Raw genomic sequence first — 16,396 nt, forward strand, 5'->3', positions numbered from 1 at the left:
CGTCTAGAGATACGACGTCTGGTTCACCAGCCGCACCGAAGCCAGACCGTCCGGATAGAACTCGGCGATGCTCAACGACGCGAGATCCAGATGCAACCGGTACAGGATTCCCGAGCCACCATCGAGCGCCAGGCGCAGCAGGGTCTTGATGGGCGTCACATGCGACACCACCAGCACGGTGGAACCGGCATACTCGGCGATGATGCGGTTGCGGGCGTCGCGCACCCGCTCGGCGACAGAATCGAAGCTCTCACCGCCGGGCGGGTTCACGCTGGTGTCGCGCAACCATCGGCGGTGCAGATCCGGATCCTGTTGTGCGGCTTCGCTGAACGTCAGTCCCTCCCAGGAGCCGAAGTCGGTTTCGATCAGTCCGTCGTCGACCGTCACATCCAGATCCAGCACCTTCGCCGCCGCCGCAGCGGTGTCCTGCGCGCGTTGCAGCGGCGAGGACAGCACCGCCGACACCGGGCCCAGGGTGCCCAGATACCGCGCCGCGGCGTCGGCCTGGGTTCGGCCCAGCTCGGTCAGCGCTGGATTGCCCCGCCCCGAATACCGTCGCTCGACCGACAATTCGGTCTGCCCGTGGCGTAAGAGCAGCATCTGCGTCGGCTCACCGCGCGCACCGCTCCAGCCCGGCGAGGAGTTCGGCACCGGCGCCGAATCCGCACCGTCCATCGCCTCGTTGGCCAATCGGTCGGCGTGCGAGTTCTGCGCCCGCGGGATCCACGCGTACTGCACATCGGCGAAGCGTCGTGCGGCCTGGGTTGCTTCGCGGTGCAGTTCCAGCAGATCCGGGTGTTTGACACGCCAGCGACCCGACATCTGCTCGACGACGAGCTTGGAGTCCATGTACACCGCCACCTCGGTGGCGTCGAGTTCCGCGGCCGCTTCCAGACCGGCGATCAATCCGCGGTACTCGGCGACATTGTTGGTGGCACGGCCGATCGACTGCCGCCGCTCGGCCAGCACCGCCGAGCGGTCCGCGCTGAAGACGACCGCGCCGTAGCCGGCCGGACCAGGGTTACCGCGGGACCCACCGTCGGCCTCGACGACAACCCTCACGGACGGAACCGCAACAGGATCGCCCCGCATTCCGGGCAGCGCAGGACATCGTCGTCCGCGGCCGCGGTGATCCGGGCGATCTCACCGCGATCGATCTCGATACGGCATGCCCCGCACCGCCTGCCCTGTAACAAGCCGGCGCCGGCGCCGCCGCCCGCGCGCACCTTCTCATACAGCGCCACCAGGTCGGGATCCAACTGCGACACCAGTTCGGCGCGGCGCGTCCCCGAGACCTGGCGGATGTTGTCGAGATCGACCAATGCCGCATCCCTGGCCAGCTGCGCGGCCGACAGCGCATTCTGCAGGGTGTCGATGCGGGCCAACTCCTCGGATTGCTTGCGCTGCACCTCCTCCCGACGCTCCATGACCTCCAGCAGCGACTCCTCCAACGAGGATTGCCTGCGCTCCAGGGTCTCCAGCTCGTGCTGCAGCTCGCTGAGTTGCTTGGCGTTCACCGTGCCGCCCGCCAACAGCTCACGGTCGCGGTCCTCACGCTGACGCACCGAGTCGATCTCGCTCTCCAGCTTGCCGATCTGGCCTTCGAGATCCTCCAATGCGATGGCCACCACGGCCAGTTGGTCATTGGCGGTCTGGTGCTCGGCGTGAATCCGGTCGAACTCCTGTTGCTCGGCGAGATTCTTCGCCCGATGCTCCACGCGACGCATCTCGGCGTCGAGCTCCACCAGGTCCAGCAGCGAACGCTGCTGGGTGACTGCGGCTTTCATGATTGACGTCCTCCATCGATATTCCATGGATCGGTGCGCACGGAACTCACCCGCACCGGTAGATCTGTTCCGAAGTGCCCGCTCAGCAGGGCCGCGGCCTGGTGGCACCACGGGTATTCACTGGCCCAGTGGGCGACGTCGACCAATGCCACATCGGAGACGCGGCCATGCTCATCGGCGGGGTGATGACGCAGATCGGCGGTCACGTAGGCCTGCACGCCGGCGCGGGCCACGGTGCTCAGCAGCGAGTCCCCGGCGCCTCCGCAGACGGCCACCCGGGACACCACGGCGTCGGCGTCCCCGGCGGCGCGCACACCCCAGGTGGTCGACGGCAGCGTGCCGGATACCCGGGCGACGAAGGCCGACAACGTTTCCGGCTCCGGCAGCGAGCAGATCCGTCCGATCCCCACATCGGCGGGCAACGGTGCCAGGGCGAACACGTCGAAGGCGGGCTCCTCGTAGGGATGCCCGGCCCGCAGCGCGGCGAGCACGCGGGCCCGCAGCCGCGCGGGTGCGATCACCTCGATGCGATCCTCGGTCACCTGCTCGACGGTGCCCACCGCGCCGATGGTTGGCATCGCACCCTCGTGGGGCAGGAACTGGCCCGTTCCGGAGACACTCCAGCTGCAGCAGGAGTAGTCACCGATCTGACCGGCACCGGCGGCGAACAGCGAATCGCGCAGCGCCGCGGCGTGATCGGTGGGGACGAACACCACCCACTTGTCCAGGTCGGGACCCGACGGCGCCGGCGAGAGCACCTCCTCGACCACCAGACCCAGCGTGTCGGCCAGCGCATCGGACACCCCGGGGGTGGCCGAATCGGCATTGGTGTGCGCGGTGAACAGCGACCGCCCGGTCCGGATCAGCCGATGGAGCAACGCGCCCTTGGCTGTGGACGCAGCGACGGTGTCCACCCCGCGCAACAGCAGCGGGTGGTGCGCCAGCAGGAGTCCGCCCCCGGGGACCTCGGCGGCCACCGCATCGGTGGCGTCGACGGCGATAGTCACCGAGGTCACCGGCTCGTCGGGATCACCACACACCAGCCCGACCGAATCCCAATCGTGAGCCAGTTCGGGCGGATAGGCGGCGTCCAGAACGCCGATCACCTCGGACAGCGGCACACTCATCGGAGTACCTCCTGCAGTTTCCGCACCAGCTGCGGCCACTCCGGGCGCACGGCCACGCGCAGGTAGCCGCTCTCGAGGCCGACGAACGTATCGCAGCGGCGCACCGCAATCCCCTTCTCATCGAGGTGCTTTCGCACCAGCTCGGCATCCGCGACGCGCAGCAGCACGAAGGGCGCCCGGCCGTCGAGAACGTCGATACCGGCCGCGCACAGCCCGTGCACCATCTCGCTGCGCAGCTGCGCGAGCCGCACCGCGCCCGCATCGGCTTCGGCGACCGCGGCCGGTGCACAGCAGGCCGTCACCGCCTCCAACTGCAGCGTGCCCAGCGGCCAGTGCGCTCGGCGCGCGGACAGCCGGGCGAGCACATCCGGGGCGCCGAGTGCGTAGCCCACCCGCAGGCCGGCCAGCGACCACGTCTTGGTCAGGCTGCGCAGCACCAGCACGTCGGGCAGCGACCGGCCCGCCAGCGACTCGGGCTCACCGGGCACGGCATCGGCGAAAGCCTCGTCGACGACGATGATGCGACCCGGGCGGCGCAAACCGAGAATGGCGTCGGCCGGGTGCAGCACCGATGTCGGGTTGGTCGGATTACCCACCACCACCAGATCGGCATCATCGGGCACGGTGCCCAACGCGAAGGGCGGGTCCAGCACGACGTGGGTGAACGGCACCCCGGCCGCGGCCAGCACGGCCTCCGGCTCGGTGAACGAGGGCGCGATCAGCGCCGCCAACCGGGGTTGCAGGTTCGGCAGCAGTGCGAACCCCTCCGCCCCGCCGGCCAGCAGCAGCACCTCCTCACGCGGTCTGCCATGCCGGGCGGCGACGGCGTCGACGGCGCGGTGCACATCGGTTGCCCTCGGATAGCGGCCCAGGTCGGTCAGCCGCGAGGCCAGCCGCTCGACCAGCCACGGCGGCGGCCCGCCGGCCCGCACGTTGACCGCGAAGTCCAGCATCCCGGGGGCCACGGCCTCATCGCCGTGGTACCGCGCCGCCTGCCGGACCTCGTCTGCCACAGCACGACCCTAGTGCGCCGCCCAGGTGCACAGGTACATCGGCGACAATGGGATGCGTGACCGAGACCGTGCCAGAAACCGTGACCAGCAGTCCGCAGCTGGTGCTGTTCGATCTCGACGGCACCCTGACCGACTCCGCCGAGGGCATCGTCGCCAGTTTCCGGCACGCGCTGACCACGGTCGGGGCGACCGTTCCCGACGGTGACCTGGCGGGCCGCATCGTCGGCCCGCCGATGCATCACACGCTGAACGCGATGGGGCTCGGGGCGCGCGCCGACGAGGCGATGGCCGCCTACCGGGCCGACTACACGACCCGCGGCTGGTCGATGAACCGGGTGTTCGACGGCATCCCCGAGCTGCTCGCCGACCTGCAGCGGGCCGGGGTCCGGCTGGCGGTGGCCACCTCGAAGGCGCAGCCGACCGCCCACCGGATCCTGACGCATTTCGGCCTGGACGAGAGCTTCGAGGTCATCGCCGGGGCGAGCCCGGACGGCAGCCGGGCCGCCAAGCACGAGGTCGTCGCCTATGCCCTCGAACGGCTGACCCCACTGCCCGAGCGGGTGTTGATGGTCGGCGACAGGTCCCATGACGTGGAGGGCGCCGCCGTGCACGGTATCGACACCGTGGTGGTCGACTGGGGATACGGCGACGGCGACTTCGACGGCCCGGACGCGCCGGCCCCACTGCGCCGGGTGGCGACGATGGCCGAGCTGCGGGAGGTGTTGGGTGTCTGAGACTGAGCCGCTGCATGTGACGTTCGTCTGTTCGGGCAACATCTGCCGCTCCCCGATGGCCGAGAAGATGTTCGCCCACCAGATCGAGGGACGCGGGCTGGCCGACCTGGTGCGCGTCACCAGTGCAGGGACCGGCGGCTGGCATGCCGGCGACGGCGCCGATCGCCGCACCGACGCGGTGTTGCGCGCGCACGGTTACCCGACCACTCACCGTGCCGCGCAGCTGGCCGACGATCACCTGGCCGCGGATATGGTGGTGGCGATGGGTCGCAACCATGCACGATTCCTCGCCGATATGGGCGTCCCGCCGGAGCGGCTGCGCATGATGCGGGCCTTCGATCCGCGGTCGGGCGCGCATCCGCTCGATGTCGAGGATCCCTATTACGGCGGCCCGGAGGATTTCGAGGCCGTCTTCACCGTCATCGAGTCCGCACTGCCCGGGTTGCACCAGTGGGTCGACGAGCGGCTGGCGGCGCGATGAGGCGGTGGGCCTTCCTGTTCCGGCCGCAGTGGCTGGCGCTCTACGTCGTGGTCGCGGCCTTCGCCTGGTTGTGTTTCACGGTGCTGGCGCCCTGGCAGCTCGGCAAGAACACCACCACCTCGCGGGAGAACGCGCAGATCGCCGCCTCGCTGAACACCGACCCGGTGCCGGTGACCTCGTTTCTGCCGCAGCAGGATTCATCGGCCCACGAGCACCAGTGGCAGCGGGTGACGGCGACCGGTCACTATCTGCCCGAGGCGCAGGTGCTGGCCAGGTTGCGTTCGGTGGACGGCGCACCGGCCTACGAGGTGCTGGTCCCGTTCGTCGTCGACGGTGGTCCCACGGTGCTGGTGAACCGCGGTTATGTGAAGCCGGAGCAGGGCACGGCGGTGCCGCCGATCGCCGATGCGCCGACCGGTCGGGTCGACATCACCGCGCGGCTGCGCGACCCCGAAGGTGTGGTGCCGGGCAAGGATCCGCTTTTCGCCGAGGGTGCCCGGCAGGTCTACACCATCAACCCGGGGCAGATCTCCGAACTGACCGGGGTGCCGCTGGCAGGCTCGTATCTACAGCTGGTGGAGAACCAGCCAGGAGGTCTCGGGGCGATCCCGCTGCCGATCCTGGATTCCGGCCCGTTCCTGTCCTACGGGATCCAGTGGATCGCGTTCGGCATCATCGCCCCGATCGGGGTGGGCTACTTCGTGATGTCCGAGGTGCGCATCCGGCGCCAGGAGAAGGCGGCCGCCGTCGCCAGGGAGGCCGCGTCGGCGACCACGACGTCCGGGTCCGCGGGCACCGGCAAGGACGCCGGGAATCCTACCGAGGCGCCCCAGCTGACCACCGAGCAGAAACTCGCCGACCGCTACGGTAAGCGACGCTGACAGCCAGCGCCGTCGCGCCGGCCTGCACTCTCTTGGACAACCTGCCCGCCCGGCGCAGGTCCGCCGCGCCCGGCGCCGGCCCGTCGCCGAGCGCCGGGCGCATCTCGAGGCGGTGCGCGTACTGGGTCGGCCCACCGAGAGTCACCCCGAGCCCGCCGGCGAAAGATGCCTCCGCGACACCGGCGTTGGGGCTGGGATGCTTGCCGGCGTCGCGCCGCCACGCCCGCCACGCGCGTGTGGGTGCTCCGGACACCGCGACGGTGATCAGTCCGGTCGCCCGCGCACCCAGATAGTTCACCGCATCGTCGAATCGGGCTGCCGCCCAACCGAAGCGCAGATATCGCGGTGACTTGTGCCCGATCATCGCATCGAGGGTGTTGGCGCCGCGGTAGACCAGCAGGCCGGGCACCCCCGCCACCGCACCCCACAGGATGGGGGCAACCTGGGCGTCGGAGGTGTTCTCCGCCACCGATTCCAGTGCGGCGCGGGCCAGCCCGTCGGCGTCCAGCGCGGCCGGGTCACGGCCACACAGCGACGGCAACAGGCCGCGGGCACCGTCGATATCGTCGGCGTCGAGTAGATCCGCGAGCCGCCCACCGGTGCGCGCCAACGAGGTGCCACCGAGCACGACGTAGGTCGCAGCGGCGGTGGCCGTCGCCGTCCATATCGGGCCGCGACGAGCGGCGGCCCGCTCGACGACGGCACCGAGGGCGCCCAGCGCCGCGAGCAAGGTGGCGGTGTGCACGGCGCCCGCGGCGCGGTTGTCCGCATAGCTGCGTCGCTCCAGTGCCGCGGCGGCCGTGCCGAACAAGGCGACCGGGTGGCCGCGTTGCGGATCGGTGAAGATCAGGTCGGCCAGGTATCCGACGGCCAGACCAGCGGCACGGGCGGGACCTCGGTGCGCACTCACGTCGGCAGCGTCTCACATCGCCGGTGTGGCCGTGCACACGGGCCGGTTCCCGCGGCGCGAACGGACTTCTGCACACAGGTTAACGCTCATGCCGAAGCGCTGTCACGACTTTCATATCCGACGCATAGATTCTGTAATCGGTTCGACGTCAACGTATTTGAGCATTCTATGCGTCCATGGTCCGGCGGTGGCAACGGCCATACGGTGAGAGTCGTAAGCCAGTTCCCCACCGCTACAGGAGAAGTCATGAAAACGTTCGCCTTCACCGCCGCCACCATCGCCGTCGCACTGACCCCGGCTATACCGCTGGCGGCCAGCGCAGCCGCCGCCGGCCCGACCGGATCGAGCGTCGCGCAGACCGTCGACGACCTGCGCGCCCAGGGTTACAGCGTCCAGGTCAACGGCGCGGGCCGCAGCGGATCGCTGGCCAATTGCTCGGTCAGTTCGATACGTGAGCGCAAGAGCCTCGGCGCCTCGGTGAAATCCGTGTACGTCCATGTCAACTGCCCGCTGGGATACGACAACCGCTGAGTGGGTACCCCACCCGACATGCTCAACAGGATCATCCAGCTCGCCGAGGGTGTCGGCGGCATCGTCGGTATCAGATCAGGCACCGAGGAGCCTTTCTACCTGGTCGAAGGTCGTGTCGGCCGCGCCGAGATCCGGCGGTACGGGCCGCGCATCGCTGCTCAGACCGCCGTGTCCGGCGCTGGGCAGGACGCCCGCAGCACCGGATTCCGGCGGCTGGCCGGCTACATCTTCGGCGACAACGACCGATCCGACAAGATCGCCATGACCGCCCCGGTCGCCCAATCCGCCGCCGAGGGCGGGTCCGTGATCCGCTTCTATATGCCGTCCAAATGGTCGCTGGATACTTTGCCCGAACCCGAGGACGGATCGGTCACCGTCGTCGAGATCCCCGGCGAACGCTATGCCGTGTTGAGTTTCACCGGTGATCGCAGCCCGGCGGCCGTCGCCGCGAAGTCCGCCGAGCTGCTGGCCGAGCTCGACGGCAGTGAGGTCACCCCCGATGGTGAGCCCATCGCGTGGTTCTACGACCCGCCGTGGACGGTGCCGTTCCTGCGGCGCAACGAGGTGGCGGTGCGACTCGTGGCGTGAGGCCGGACGCTCTCGTGCTCGACGTTCTCGTGCCTGACGTTCTCGTGGCTGACAACGTTGAGCGCGGCGTCCAGCCCGGCCAGTTGCACCTGAAAGCGACAACCGGTCATCAGGGTCAGGATGTCGTCGGCGGTGGCACCGTCGAGATGAAAGCGTGTCACCGGCACCGACCCGTGGGCCGCGGCCAGCTTCAGGATCTCGAAAAAGCCACCGTCGGCGTTGTCGATGGCACCGAGGTCTACGGCATCCACCCACACACTGTCGGCCACACCGGGCGTGCACGCCACCTGCACCGTGATCGCCACGACGCACCAGCGTTGCCGGTCCAGGCCGGCAACGGCCTCCAGCCGGGGTCCGAGCGTCACATCCTGGTCCAGTACCGCGGTGCCGATCCAGTCCGAGAACGGGCGCGGGGCGGCATGTGTGTGCCGGCTCGGCCGGTGCTGCGGCCGGCTCATCCGATGCGCAGATCGTGTAGGGCGGACCGGGCGGCGTTGAACCCGCACATACCGTGCGCTCCGACCCCCGGTGGGGACGCCGCCGAGCAGAGGTACATACCGGGTATCCCGGTGGCGTAGGGGTCGACGGCCGGCCGCGGGCGGATCAGAATCTGCCACGGGTCGTTGCGGCCTGTCGCGATATCGCCGCCGACATAGTTGGGGTTGTGCTCCGCCAGGGCGACGGGCCCGCGTCTGTGGATCGCCAGGATGCGTGCGCGCACCCCCGGCGCGAAGCGTTCGATCTGGTCCAGGATTGCCTCGGTCGCATCACCGCGATATCCATGCGGGACATGCGCGTAGGCCCAAATCGGGTTGCGGCCACCCTCGCTTCGGCTCGGATCGGCCAGGTACTGCTGGCATACCAGCACGAACGGACGCGTCGGCATCCGACCGGCACCGACTTCGCGCTCTGCGGCCACGATCTCGGCGGTGCTGCCCGCGACGTGCACGGTGCCTGCGCGCGCGCAATCGGGGTTGGTCCAGGGGATGTCACCCTCGAGGGCGATATCGATCTTGTAGGCCGCGGCCCCGTGCCGATAACGGCGGTAGGCGCGGGCGACCCGCGTCGGCAACCGGTCGCCGGTGATATCGGCCACCGCGCCCGGCGCCAGATCGAACATCACGATATCGGCCCGGGGCAGCTCGGACAGCGCACGCACGCGGATCCCGGTCTCGGTCGTGCCACCCAACTGCCTCAGCCGTGCGACCAGCGCCTTGGCGATAGCCCCCGATCCCCCCTCGGCGACCGGCCAGCCGTACCGATGCCCCGCGGCGGTGATCATCAGTCCCACCGAGGAACTCGCGGGCCGCGTCAGCGGATAGTAGACGTGCGCGGCCACTCCCATGAACAGCGCCCGGGCCTGCTCGGTGCGCCACAACCGTGCCAGCGCCGTGGCCGGGAGCAGCGCGCCCGCTCCGAATGAGCCGAGCGCCAACGGGTGTCGTGGCACGTGCAGGATGGGCCGGAACACATCCTCGCGCAACGCGTCGAAGTTGCGGGCCAGCGGACCGAAGACGGCTCGCCAGGCCCGTTGGTCGCGACCGGCGAATTGTGCTGCGGTGTCACCGATGGAGGTGTGCAGCACGGCCGCGCCGCCGTCGTCGAACGGGTGCGCCATGTCGATCTCGGGATATCGCCAGACCAGCCCGTGCTCGGCGAGAGGCTGGCGCTGGATGAACGGTGAGGCCGCGGTCATGGTGTGGATGGCCGAGCAGTCGTCGTGCAGCAGTCCGGGCAGGGTCAGCTCACTGGTGCGGGTACCACCGCCCAGCGTGTCGGCGGCCTCCACGACGGTGACCCCGACACCCTGCTCGGCAAGGGTGATGGCCGCGGCGAGGCCGTTGGGTCCAGACCCGACGACCACCGCGGTGCTCAACGCGCCGCCCCTACGGTGGGTTCGGTGCCGTGCAGGCGCACCGGGAAAACGTCCCCGGGCTCCGGCCAGGGTTGGCGGGCGATCATATCGGCCACCTCGACGTAACCGCGTTCGATGACACCGGTTTTCGCGTCGACGATGCGGTAGGCCTGCCAACTGCGGTGGATGGGCTGCCCCTCCAGCAACACCACGCGCACGTCGCCCTCGGCGAAATCGCAGCGCCGCTGCAGGGCCTCGATCAGCTGTTCGTTGTGCAGGTGTCCCTCACCGAAGTTCCAGCCGATCAGCGGCCCGGCCATGTACTCACCATCGCGCACCACATACCCGGACTCGTCGTCGACCGCGCGGGCGACCAGACCGTTGAGCGCACGGCCGTGGGTGTGCATGGAACGCCAGGCCATCATCTTGTCGAGCATCACCTCGGCGATCTGAGGGCCGTACAGCGTGGCCAACTGCCGGTTGGCCAGTGCGGAGCACTTGGTGACGTTGGCCTCGATCCGGTCCTCCACGCCGGGGCGCAGACACCATGCACTGGCCGCCCAGTTGCCCGCGTAGTACCGCATCGCCGGCAGGAAGGACACCTTGTCCGGCAACAGGTTTCCCACCACCGGCACCGCCACCAGGGAGGCGGCCAGGATGGCCAGCAGCAGCGGGGAATCCATATCGCTGACGCGGTAGTCGCCGTAGCCGCCGTACAGGTAGAACAGCGACACGATGAAGAAGGCGTTCCACTCCAGCGGCACACCCATCGGGATGGTGGAGGCGATGGTCAGGTGGAAGGCCACCATGTAGAGCACCGCGGCCCACAGCAGCGGACCATGCGAGGGGGCAAAGAACACCAGGTAGAAGGGCACCACGAACTCCGAGAGGGTGCCACCGACATGGGCCAGCAGCCGCGGCAACGCCGACGGGCGCAGGTCGTGCGTCGCGTCGCGCCACATGCGCCGCTTGGCCCACTTGGCCGGGATGAGCACGGGGTTGTTGCTCATCATCACCGCCATCACATACGGGAAATGGTGGTTGAGCTTGGAGGTCGCCGCGCCCCACCACAGCGCCAGCAGAATCAGCTTGAACGCCGCGATCTGATCGGTGATCGGGAAGAAGAACACGATCAGTGTCAGTGCGTAATGCTCGGCGCGGGCGGCCAGGAACACGGTCTTGTCCCGCAGTCCCAGCAGCGCCAGGGCCGCCAGCGTCGGAACGACGAGCATGGGGTCGAGCAAACCGACATCGCCACGAGCGGTGACCGGTCCGCCCACGCCAGGCGCCAGCAGCGTCCACACCAGGGAGCCGAGCACCACGGCGTACAACACGACATCGGCCACGGTGCGGGTGTCGCCACGGGTCAGCGGCACCCTGTCCGGCCAGGGTGGCAGCCGGATGGTGCCGGGGCGCAACCAGTACAGGAATCCGCCGAGCGGGGGCACGAAGCGCAGTGTCAGCGGGCCCGAGCCGCAGCCCAGCCCGAGCACCTCGAACAGCAGGGTGAAAACCACCAGCTTCTGGTAGACGATGGGTTGGGTCCACCAGCTGGTCAACTCACCGAGACCGCCCAGGCCGGGTGTCAGGGAGATGACCGCCGCCGCGCCCCCGAGATAAGCGGCGATCTTGACGACATAGAGCACATACACGCCGTGGGGCGTGCCGAAACCGTTGTCGGTCCAATGCCGGGTCATGATCTGCAGCCGCTGCCAGCGTGGCAGCTGGGGCCAGGTGGCCGGGTCGATGTCCGCGGGCAGCGTGGGCTTGGTGAACGTCATCGTCTTCCTACTTCGCGTTGCTCACCGGCGTGGCGAATTCGCGACGCAGCGCCGGTTTGTCGATCTTGCCGACCGGGTTCTTGGGAATCGACTCCACGAATATCAGTTCGGGACGCTTGTACTTGGCCAGCGAACCTGTCAGGTGCTCCCCCAGATCCCGGGAGCTCAGTCGCGCACCGGGTTTCACGGTGACGAACGCGACGGGAACCTGCCCGTAGACCGGGTCCGGACGTCCCACCACCGCGGCCTCGGCGATCGCATCGTGTTGGTAGAGCACGGATTCGATCTCCTTGGGGTAGATGTTCTCCCCGCCGCGGATGATCATGTCCTTGGCCCGGTCCACCAGCGTCAGGTAGCCGTCGTCGTCGAGGACACCGATATCGCCGGTGCGCAGCCAGCCCTCGACGATGGTCTCCGCGGTTTCCTGCGGCCGGTTGAGATAGCCGCGCATGACGGTCGGTCCCTTGATCCGCACCTCGCCGGGGACGCCCGCCGGCACCGGCGCACCGTCGGGACCGACGACGGTGATCTGCTGGCCCGGCAATGCACGACCGACCGTGCCCGGTTTGCGAAGACCGTTGCGCGGGTTGGTGGTCGAGGCACAGGTGCCCTCGGACAGCCCATACCCCTCGACGATCGGGATCCCGTAGCGGGTCTCGAAAGCGGTGATGAGCGGAGCAGGCATCGGGGCGGCTCCGCAGATGGCGAACTGCAGCGAGCCGACGTCGGGGAGCACATCGGCCGGCAGGCCGGCGAGCATCGCGTAGATGGTGGGGACCGCGGAAAAGTAGGTGGGGCGGTACTTTTCGACCAGGTCGAAGAACGTGCGGGGATCGAAACGGCCGGCGACGGTGGCGCGGCCGCCGAACAGCAGCGGGGAGAGCACGCTGACCACGATGCCGTTGACGTGGAACAGCGGCAGGATCAGCAGCGAGTGGGTGTCCGCGCCGCTGCCCATGGCGGTGCCGATGGATTCGGCCATGGCGTGGACGTTGTCGTGGGTCAGTTCGACACCCTTGGGGCGGCCGGTGGTGCCGCTGGTGTAGACCAGCAGCGCCAGATCCGAGCCCGCGACAGCAACGGGAGCGCCGGGGCCATCGCCGCCGGGCTCGGTCGGTGTGTCGATGTCGAGCACCGGTACCGACCACGCGGTGTCGTCGTCGGTGAGCAGAACCCGGGCGCCCGAGTCCCCGAGCTGGTGTTCGACCTCGGTGGCGGTCAGTGACGGGTTGACCGGCGTGACCGCCGCGCCCAGCCGCCACGCGGCGAACATCGCGAGAACGAACTCGACCCGATTGGGCAGTTTGACGGCCACGACATCACCGGGCCGGACTCCCGCGGCGGTGAACCGGTCCCGCAGCGCGTCGATACGTGCGGCGGTGTCGGCATTGGACAACACGCCGTTGTGCTCATCAGCCAAGGCCGGATGGTCGGCGGCCTTGGCAGATCTGCGGTCGAACAGTTCGACGAGTCGCATCAACACTCCTGAAATACCATGTGAGAGAAAGGATCGATTCACACTAGGAGCGATAGTGTGACCGGCGCCATATGCGTGCCCCATGAACTCCACGTGGCGTTTTGTGCTCAGCGCACGAAGGCGCCGTCAGTGGCGCGTCGAGGGGATCAGCAGCGTCTTGCCCATCCAGCGGCACGCCAGCAGGGCGATCTGGACGTGCATCAGGACCTCGGGGTCGTCGAAGGAGGCCCCGCAGGCCTGCATGGCGTTGCCGACGCGGTACTGGATGGTGTTGCGGTGCAGGAACAGCGCTTCCGCGGCGGCGGCGTAGCTGCGATTGCGGATCAGGAACTCGCACAACGTTTCTCGAAGGGCATTCCGGCGATCGTCATCGACCGCGAGGTCGCCGAGGGTGCGCTGCACGAAGGTACGCAGGTCGCCGGGGTGGGCCGCCATCAGCGCGACCGGGGCGACGTGCGCGTGGCACACCACCCGGCTCACCGCAGGCCCGGCGGCCAGGGCCACGACCTTGCTCTGCTCGGCTTCCCGCAGCGAGCGACGGAAACCGTCGACCCCGAATCCCAGGTCCCCGGTCGCCACCCGCACCGGGGCGTCGGCGAGCGCTCCGGCCAACGCGGTCATGTCCACCGAATCGGCGGTGACCGGCCACCACAGGCGCGCCTCGCGCTCGTCGGTGGGCACCATCAGCGACGGACCGTCGGCCCCGGTCGCCGCACCGAGCACCGCGCGCGTCCGGTCGAACAGGTCGGCCACGTCGCGGGTGGGCACGGTGTCATCGGGCCACATGACAGCGGCCAGGTGGTGACGTTCGAGCCGGTAGTCGAGGGCCTCTTCGACCTTGCCGATATCGACCGCGGCGCCGGAGAGCAATTCGTTGACCCAGTGCTGGCGCAAGCCGCTACGGCTGCTGACCCAGCGATCACGCTCGGTCTCGTAGGCGATCCCCACCTGGTCGCAGATCCGGTCGATCCAGGCGGCCGCGCGATGCACCAGCTCCCGGGCCGCCGGCAGCGACAGATCGGCGGGCGTCTGGGTCGCCAGCAGTGCCATCGCCTCGTCGACGAAACGGCCGTGCCCGATTCGGTAGGCACGGATGAGCGCCGAGAGGGCGACATCGCGCTGGGCCAGGGCACGCGCATAGGCCAATGCCGCTGCCGAGGCCTCGATCTCGGCGGCGGTCGGATCGTTCGCCCCGTGTTCCAGGTAGTGGATGGCCGCGATCACGTTCTCGGTGATGCTGGCGTTGAGCAGGTCGATCATGCGCGAGTCGTTGTCCAGCGGCTGGATCTCGACGCGGGTCACCAGCACCAGGGCGTCGATGAAGCCGTCGCGGCGGGCACTCATCTGCTGGGCCACTCGGGACACGACGGCCGAGGCGGTGTCCGTCACGCCGGCACCTCCGCTCAGCCGTGATGGTGGGCGCGGACGGTATCGAACCGCCGACCGCTGGTGTGTAAAACCAGAGCTCTACCACTGAGCTACGCGCCCCGTCGCAGGCAACTTACACGCCGTGCCCGCATGCGGAGAAATCCCGTCTTGCCGAAGTCCTAACCAGCAGTCCTAACCCAGCGCGGCCAGCGCCCGCCGCCAATCGGCCTGATCGCGTGCGACGCCGGGCTCCTTGCACTCGGCGAACCGGATCACACCGGCCGAGTCGATGGCGAAGGTGCCCCGGTTGGGATAGCCGGTGTCGGGGTTGAACACCCCGTAGGCCTGCGCGACGGCACCGTGCGGCCAGAAATCGGCCAGCACCGGGAAGGTGAACCCGTTCTCGTTCGCCCAGGTCTTATGCGTCGGGGGCGGCCCCACCGAGACGGTGAGCACAGCGCGGTCGTCGTTCTGGTAATCGAGCAACCGCTGCTGGATCTCACCGAGTTCACCCTGGCAGATCGGGGTGAAGGCCAGCGGGAAGAAGACCAGCAGGACGGCACGGGGACGCAACGCGGACAACGTGACGGGACGGCCGTTGTGGTCCTTGAGCGTGAAGTCCGGTGCGGGAGTCCCGACCTGGAGCACGATTACCGCCTGCCGGCGGCCTTGGACTTGGGCTGCACCAGCCGGCTGGCGATCCAGCCACCCAGGTTCGCCGAAGAGGTCTGCATCAGACCCGCGGTGGGCGCGGACTCCGCGATCTCGGCGGGCTGCACATGACCGGGCTTACCGGTCTTGGGCGTCACCACCCAGATGACTCCGTCATCGGCCAGCGGCGCGATGGCGTCCATCAGCCGGTCGACGAGGTCCCCGTCGTCGTCGCGCCACCACAGCAGCACCACGTCGACCACCTCGTCGGCGTCCTCGTCGAGCAGTTCACCCCCGCTGGCGTCCTCGATATCGGCCCGGATGTCGTCGTCGGTGTCCTCGTCCCACCCCAACTCCTGGACAACCTGGCCCTTCTCGATGCCCAGACTGCGGGCGTAATTGGGGTCAGATTCCTTCCCCGCCGCGACCACCTTTGTCCTCCTCCTGATGTTTGTTCTTCCGCACAAGCGCGTGACGCCTATCGTCGCACGTCGTGTCCCGTCAACCGCCCTCCTGGGCGCAACTTCGGGTCAACTTTTGATCAACTTCGTTCCGATACCCGTTACAAGACCCGTCTAAATGCCCGTCAATATGCGGCATCGCAGAGGTCCAGGGCCAGCGTTCGGGAGTCGTTCAGCCGGTTGATCGCGTCGTTGAACGGACTGGGCCCGATATCCTCGGAGATCGCCGCGGACACCGCGCGCGCGGCATCGGCCCAGCCCAGCAGCGCGTCGCGCAGGTCCGGGCGCAGCGGATCGGAGATGCTGCCCGCCACCAGGTCGGCGCTGGTGTTCAGCGCGGCGATCGCCGGCCGGGCCGACGCCGCGACATCGGCATTCGCATTACGGGCATCAACGTAGGCATTGACCGACGTGATGGCATCGGCACTGCTGGAACTGAGCGCCTCGCACGAGGTGTGCACCGCCTCGCGGGTGATCGACGACTGCCGGGAGGCTTCCTTGGAACTGGACACCGAGGATGACTCGGCGGCCGACGCCGATACCGAGGCCTGGTAGACCGGCGCATCCGCGGTATCGACGGTGGCGGTGCCCCCGACGGTGCTGCTGCAGCCCACCATGCCGACCGCGGCTCCCAGCGCGCAGATTGTCGCGAGGCCACCCCGCCAACTCATCAGCATCGCCATCGAACCTACCGCCTCGCCCGACGGATCGCCGGATCATTGCACGAGGCCACCCCGCACGGTGATGTCGG

At 68.9% G+C, this 16,396-nt stretch carries 18 protein-coding genes and 1 tRNA gene; 5 read left to right on the top strand and 14 right to left on the bottom strand.

Annotated features, from left to right (window positions below):
* Positions 1-3: 3 nt before the first annotated feature.
* From FBY28_RS04300 to cobC, 4 genes are read right to left on the bottom strand one after another with little or no spacing between them, the layout of a single operon-like run.
* Positions 4-1,062, bottom strand: a complete 1,059-nt coding sequence (locus FBY28_RS04300) for a bifunctional RNase H/acid phosphatase (protein WP_141864555.1) — start codon at positions 1,060-1,062, stop codon at positions 4-6.
* Positions 1,059-1,787 (bottom strand): zinc ribbon domain-containing protein, encoded by a 729-nt coding sequence (locus FBY28_RS04305; protein WP_141864557.1) that lies wholly within the window; start codon positions 1,785-1,787, stop codon positions 1,059-1,061. Before FBY28_RS04305 ends, FBY28_RS04300 begins: the two co-directional genes overlap by 4 nt.
* Positions 1,784-2,914: a Nif3-like dinuclear metal center hexameric protein gene (locus FBY28_RS04310; RefSeq protein WP_141864559.1), complete on the bottom strand. Its 1,131-nt coding sequence runs from the start codon at positions 2,912-2,914 to the stop codon at positions 1,784-1,786. Before FBY28_RS04310 ends, FBY28_RS04305 begins: the two co-directional genes overlap by 4 nt.
* On the bottom strand, positions 2,911-3,927 hold the full coding sequence (gene cobC, locus FBY28_RS04315) for an Rv2231c family histidinol phosphate aminotransferase CobC (protein ID WP_141864561.1): 1,017 nt from the start codon (positions 3,925-3,927) through the stop codon (positions 2,911-2,913). Before cobC ends, FBY28_RS04310 begins: the two co-directional genes overlap by 4 nt.
* A 56-nt stretch (positions 3,928-3,983) precedes the next feature.
* Here cobC and FBY28_RS04320 point away from each other — a divergent pair, with 56 nt between their 5' ends.
* Genes FBY28_RS04320 through FBY28_RS04330 form a run of 3 tightly spaced genes read left to right on the top strand, consistent with a single transcriptional unit; the run spans position 3,984 to position 6,023 of the window.
* On the top strand, positions 3,984-4,661 hold the full coding sequence (locus FBY28_RS04320; protein WP_286177738.1) for an HAD-IA family hydrolase: 678 nt from the start codon (positions 3,984-3,986) through the stop codon (positions 4,659-4,661).
* On the top strand, positions 4,654-5,142 hold the full coding sequence (locus FBY28_RS04325) for a low molecular weight protein-tyrosine-phosphatase (RefSeq protein WP_141864565.1): 489 nt from the start codon (positions 4,654-4,656) through the stop codon (positions 5,140-5,142). Before FBY28_RS04320 ends, FBY28_RS04325 begins: the two co-directional genes overlap by 8 nt.
* Positions 5,139-6,023 carry an SURF1 family cytochrome oxidase biogenesis protein gene (locus FBY28_RS04330; protein WP_141864567.1) on the top strand — a complete coding sequence of 295 codons (885 nt, stop codon included), beginning with the start codon at positions 5,139-5,141 and terminating at the stop codon, positions 6,021-6,023. Before FBY28_RS04325 ends, FBY28_RS04330 begins: the two co-directional genes overlap by 4 nt.
* Here FBY28_RS04330 and FBY28_RS04335 read toward each other — a convergent pair.
* The gene (locus tag FBY28_RS04335) at positions 5,959-6,933 is read right to left on the bottom strand and encodes a cobalamin biosynthesis protein (RefSeq protein WP_141864569.1); all 975 of its coding nucleotides are present in this window, start codon (positions 6,931-6,933) and stop codon (positions 5,959-5,961) included. The two genes, FBY28_RS04330 and FBY28_RS04335, sit on opposite strands and share 65 nt — an antisense overlap.
* A gap of 246 nt (positions 6,934-7,179) precedes the next feature.
* On the opposite strand from FBY28_RS04335, the gene FBY28_RS04340 reads away from it, so the two are divergent.
* Together FBY28_RS04340 and FBY28_RS04345 are read left to right on the top strand one after the other, a co-directional pair.
* Positions 7,180-7,464, top strand: a complete 285-nt coding sequence (locus FBY28_RS04340) for a hypothetical protein (RefSeq protein ID WP_141864571.1) — start codon at positions 7,180-7,182, stop codon at positions 7,462-7,464.
* Positions 7,465-8,052: an SOUL family heme-binding protein gene (locus tag FBY28_RS04345; RefSeq protein WP_216847495.1), complete on the top strand. Its 588-nt coding sequence runs from the start codon at positions 7,465-7,467 to the stop codon at positions 8,050-8,052.
* On the opposite strand, the gene FBY28_RS04350 is transcribed toward FBY28_RS04345, so the two are convergent.
* The 9 genes from FBY28_RS04350 to FBY28_RS04390 form a co-directional block, all read right to left on the bottom strand.
* Positions 7,986-8,510, bottom strand: coding sequence for a hypothetical protein (locus tag FBY28_RS04350; RefSeq protein ID WP_216847496.1), 525 nt, complete (start codon positions 8,508-8,510; stop codon positions 7,986-7,988). The genes FBY28_RS04345 and FBY28_RS04350 overlap by 67 nt on opposite strands.
* On the bottom strand, positions 8,507-9,928 hold the full coding sequence (locus tag FBY28_RS04355; RefSeq protein WP_141864573.1) for a phytoene desaturase family protein: 1,422 nt from the start codon (positions 9,926-9,928) through the stop codon (positions 8,507-8,509). Before FBY28_RS04355 ends, FBY28_RS04350 begins: the two co-directional genes overlap by 4 nt.
* Positions 9,925-11,688, bottom strand: a complete 1,764-nt coding sequence (locus tag FBY28_RS04360) for a DUF3556 domain-containing protein (RefSeq protein ID WP_141864575.1) — start codon at positions 11,686-11,688, stop codon at positions 9,925-9,927. Before FBY28_RS04360 ends, FBY28_RS04355 begins: the two co-directional genes overlap by 4 nt.
* Positions 11,689-11,695: 7 nt before the next feature.
* A complete protein-coding gene (locus FBY28_RS04365; RefSeq protein WP_141864577.1) occupies positions 11,696-13,165 on the bottom strand; it encodes a class I adenylate-forming enzyme family protein in 1,470 nt (489 codons plus the stop codon).
* A gap of 126 nt (positions 13,166-13,291) precedes the next feature.
* Positions 13,292-14,554 (bottom strand): PucR family transcriptional regulator, encoded by a 1,263-nt coding sequence (locus FBY28_RS04370; RefSeq protein ID WP_216847497.1) that lies wholly within the window; start codon positions 14,552-14,554, stop codon positions 13,292-13,294.
* A gap of 24 nt (positions 14,555-14,578) precedes the next feature.
* Positions 14,579-14,653, bottom strand: a tRNA-Val gene (locus FBY28_RS04375).
* A gap of 72 nt (positions 14,654-14,725) precedes the next feature.
* A complete protein-coding gene (locus FBY28_RS04380) occupies positions 14,726-15,181 on the bottom strand; it encodes a peroxiredoxin (RefSeq protein WP_141864580.1) in 456 nt (151 codons plus the stop codon).
* A 2-nt stretch (positions 15,182-15,183) separates the two neighbouring features.
* Positions 15,184-15,615: a DUF3052 domain-containing protein gene (locus tag FBY28_RS04385; RefSeq protein WP_019513346.1), complete on the bottom strand. Its 432-nt coding sequence runs from the start codon at positions 15,613-15,615 to the stop codon at positions 15,184-15,186.
* A gap of 155 nt (positions 15,616-15,770) precedes the next feature.
* Entirely contained in the window at positions 15,771-16,328 is a 558-nt protein-coding gene (locus tag FBY28_RS04390; RefSeq protein ID WP_216847498.1) for an Rv2240c family protein, read from the bottom strand.
* Positions 16,329-16,396: the final 68 nt, after the last annotated feature.

Source organism: Arthrobacter sp. SLBN-53 (genome assembly GCF_006715585.1).
GTDB classification, from domain to species: domain Bacteria; phylum Actinomycetota; class Actinomycetes; order Mycobacteriales; family Mycobacteriaceae; genus Mycobacterium; species Mycobacterium neoaurum_A.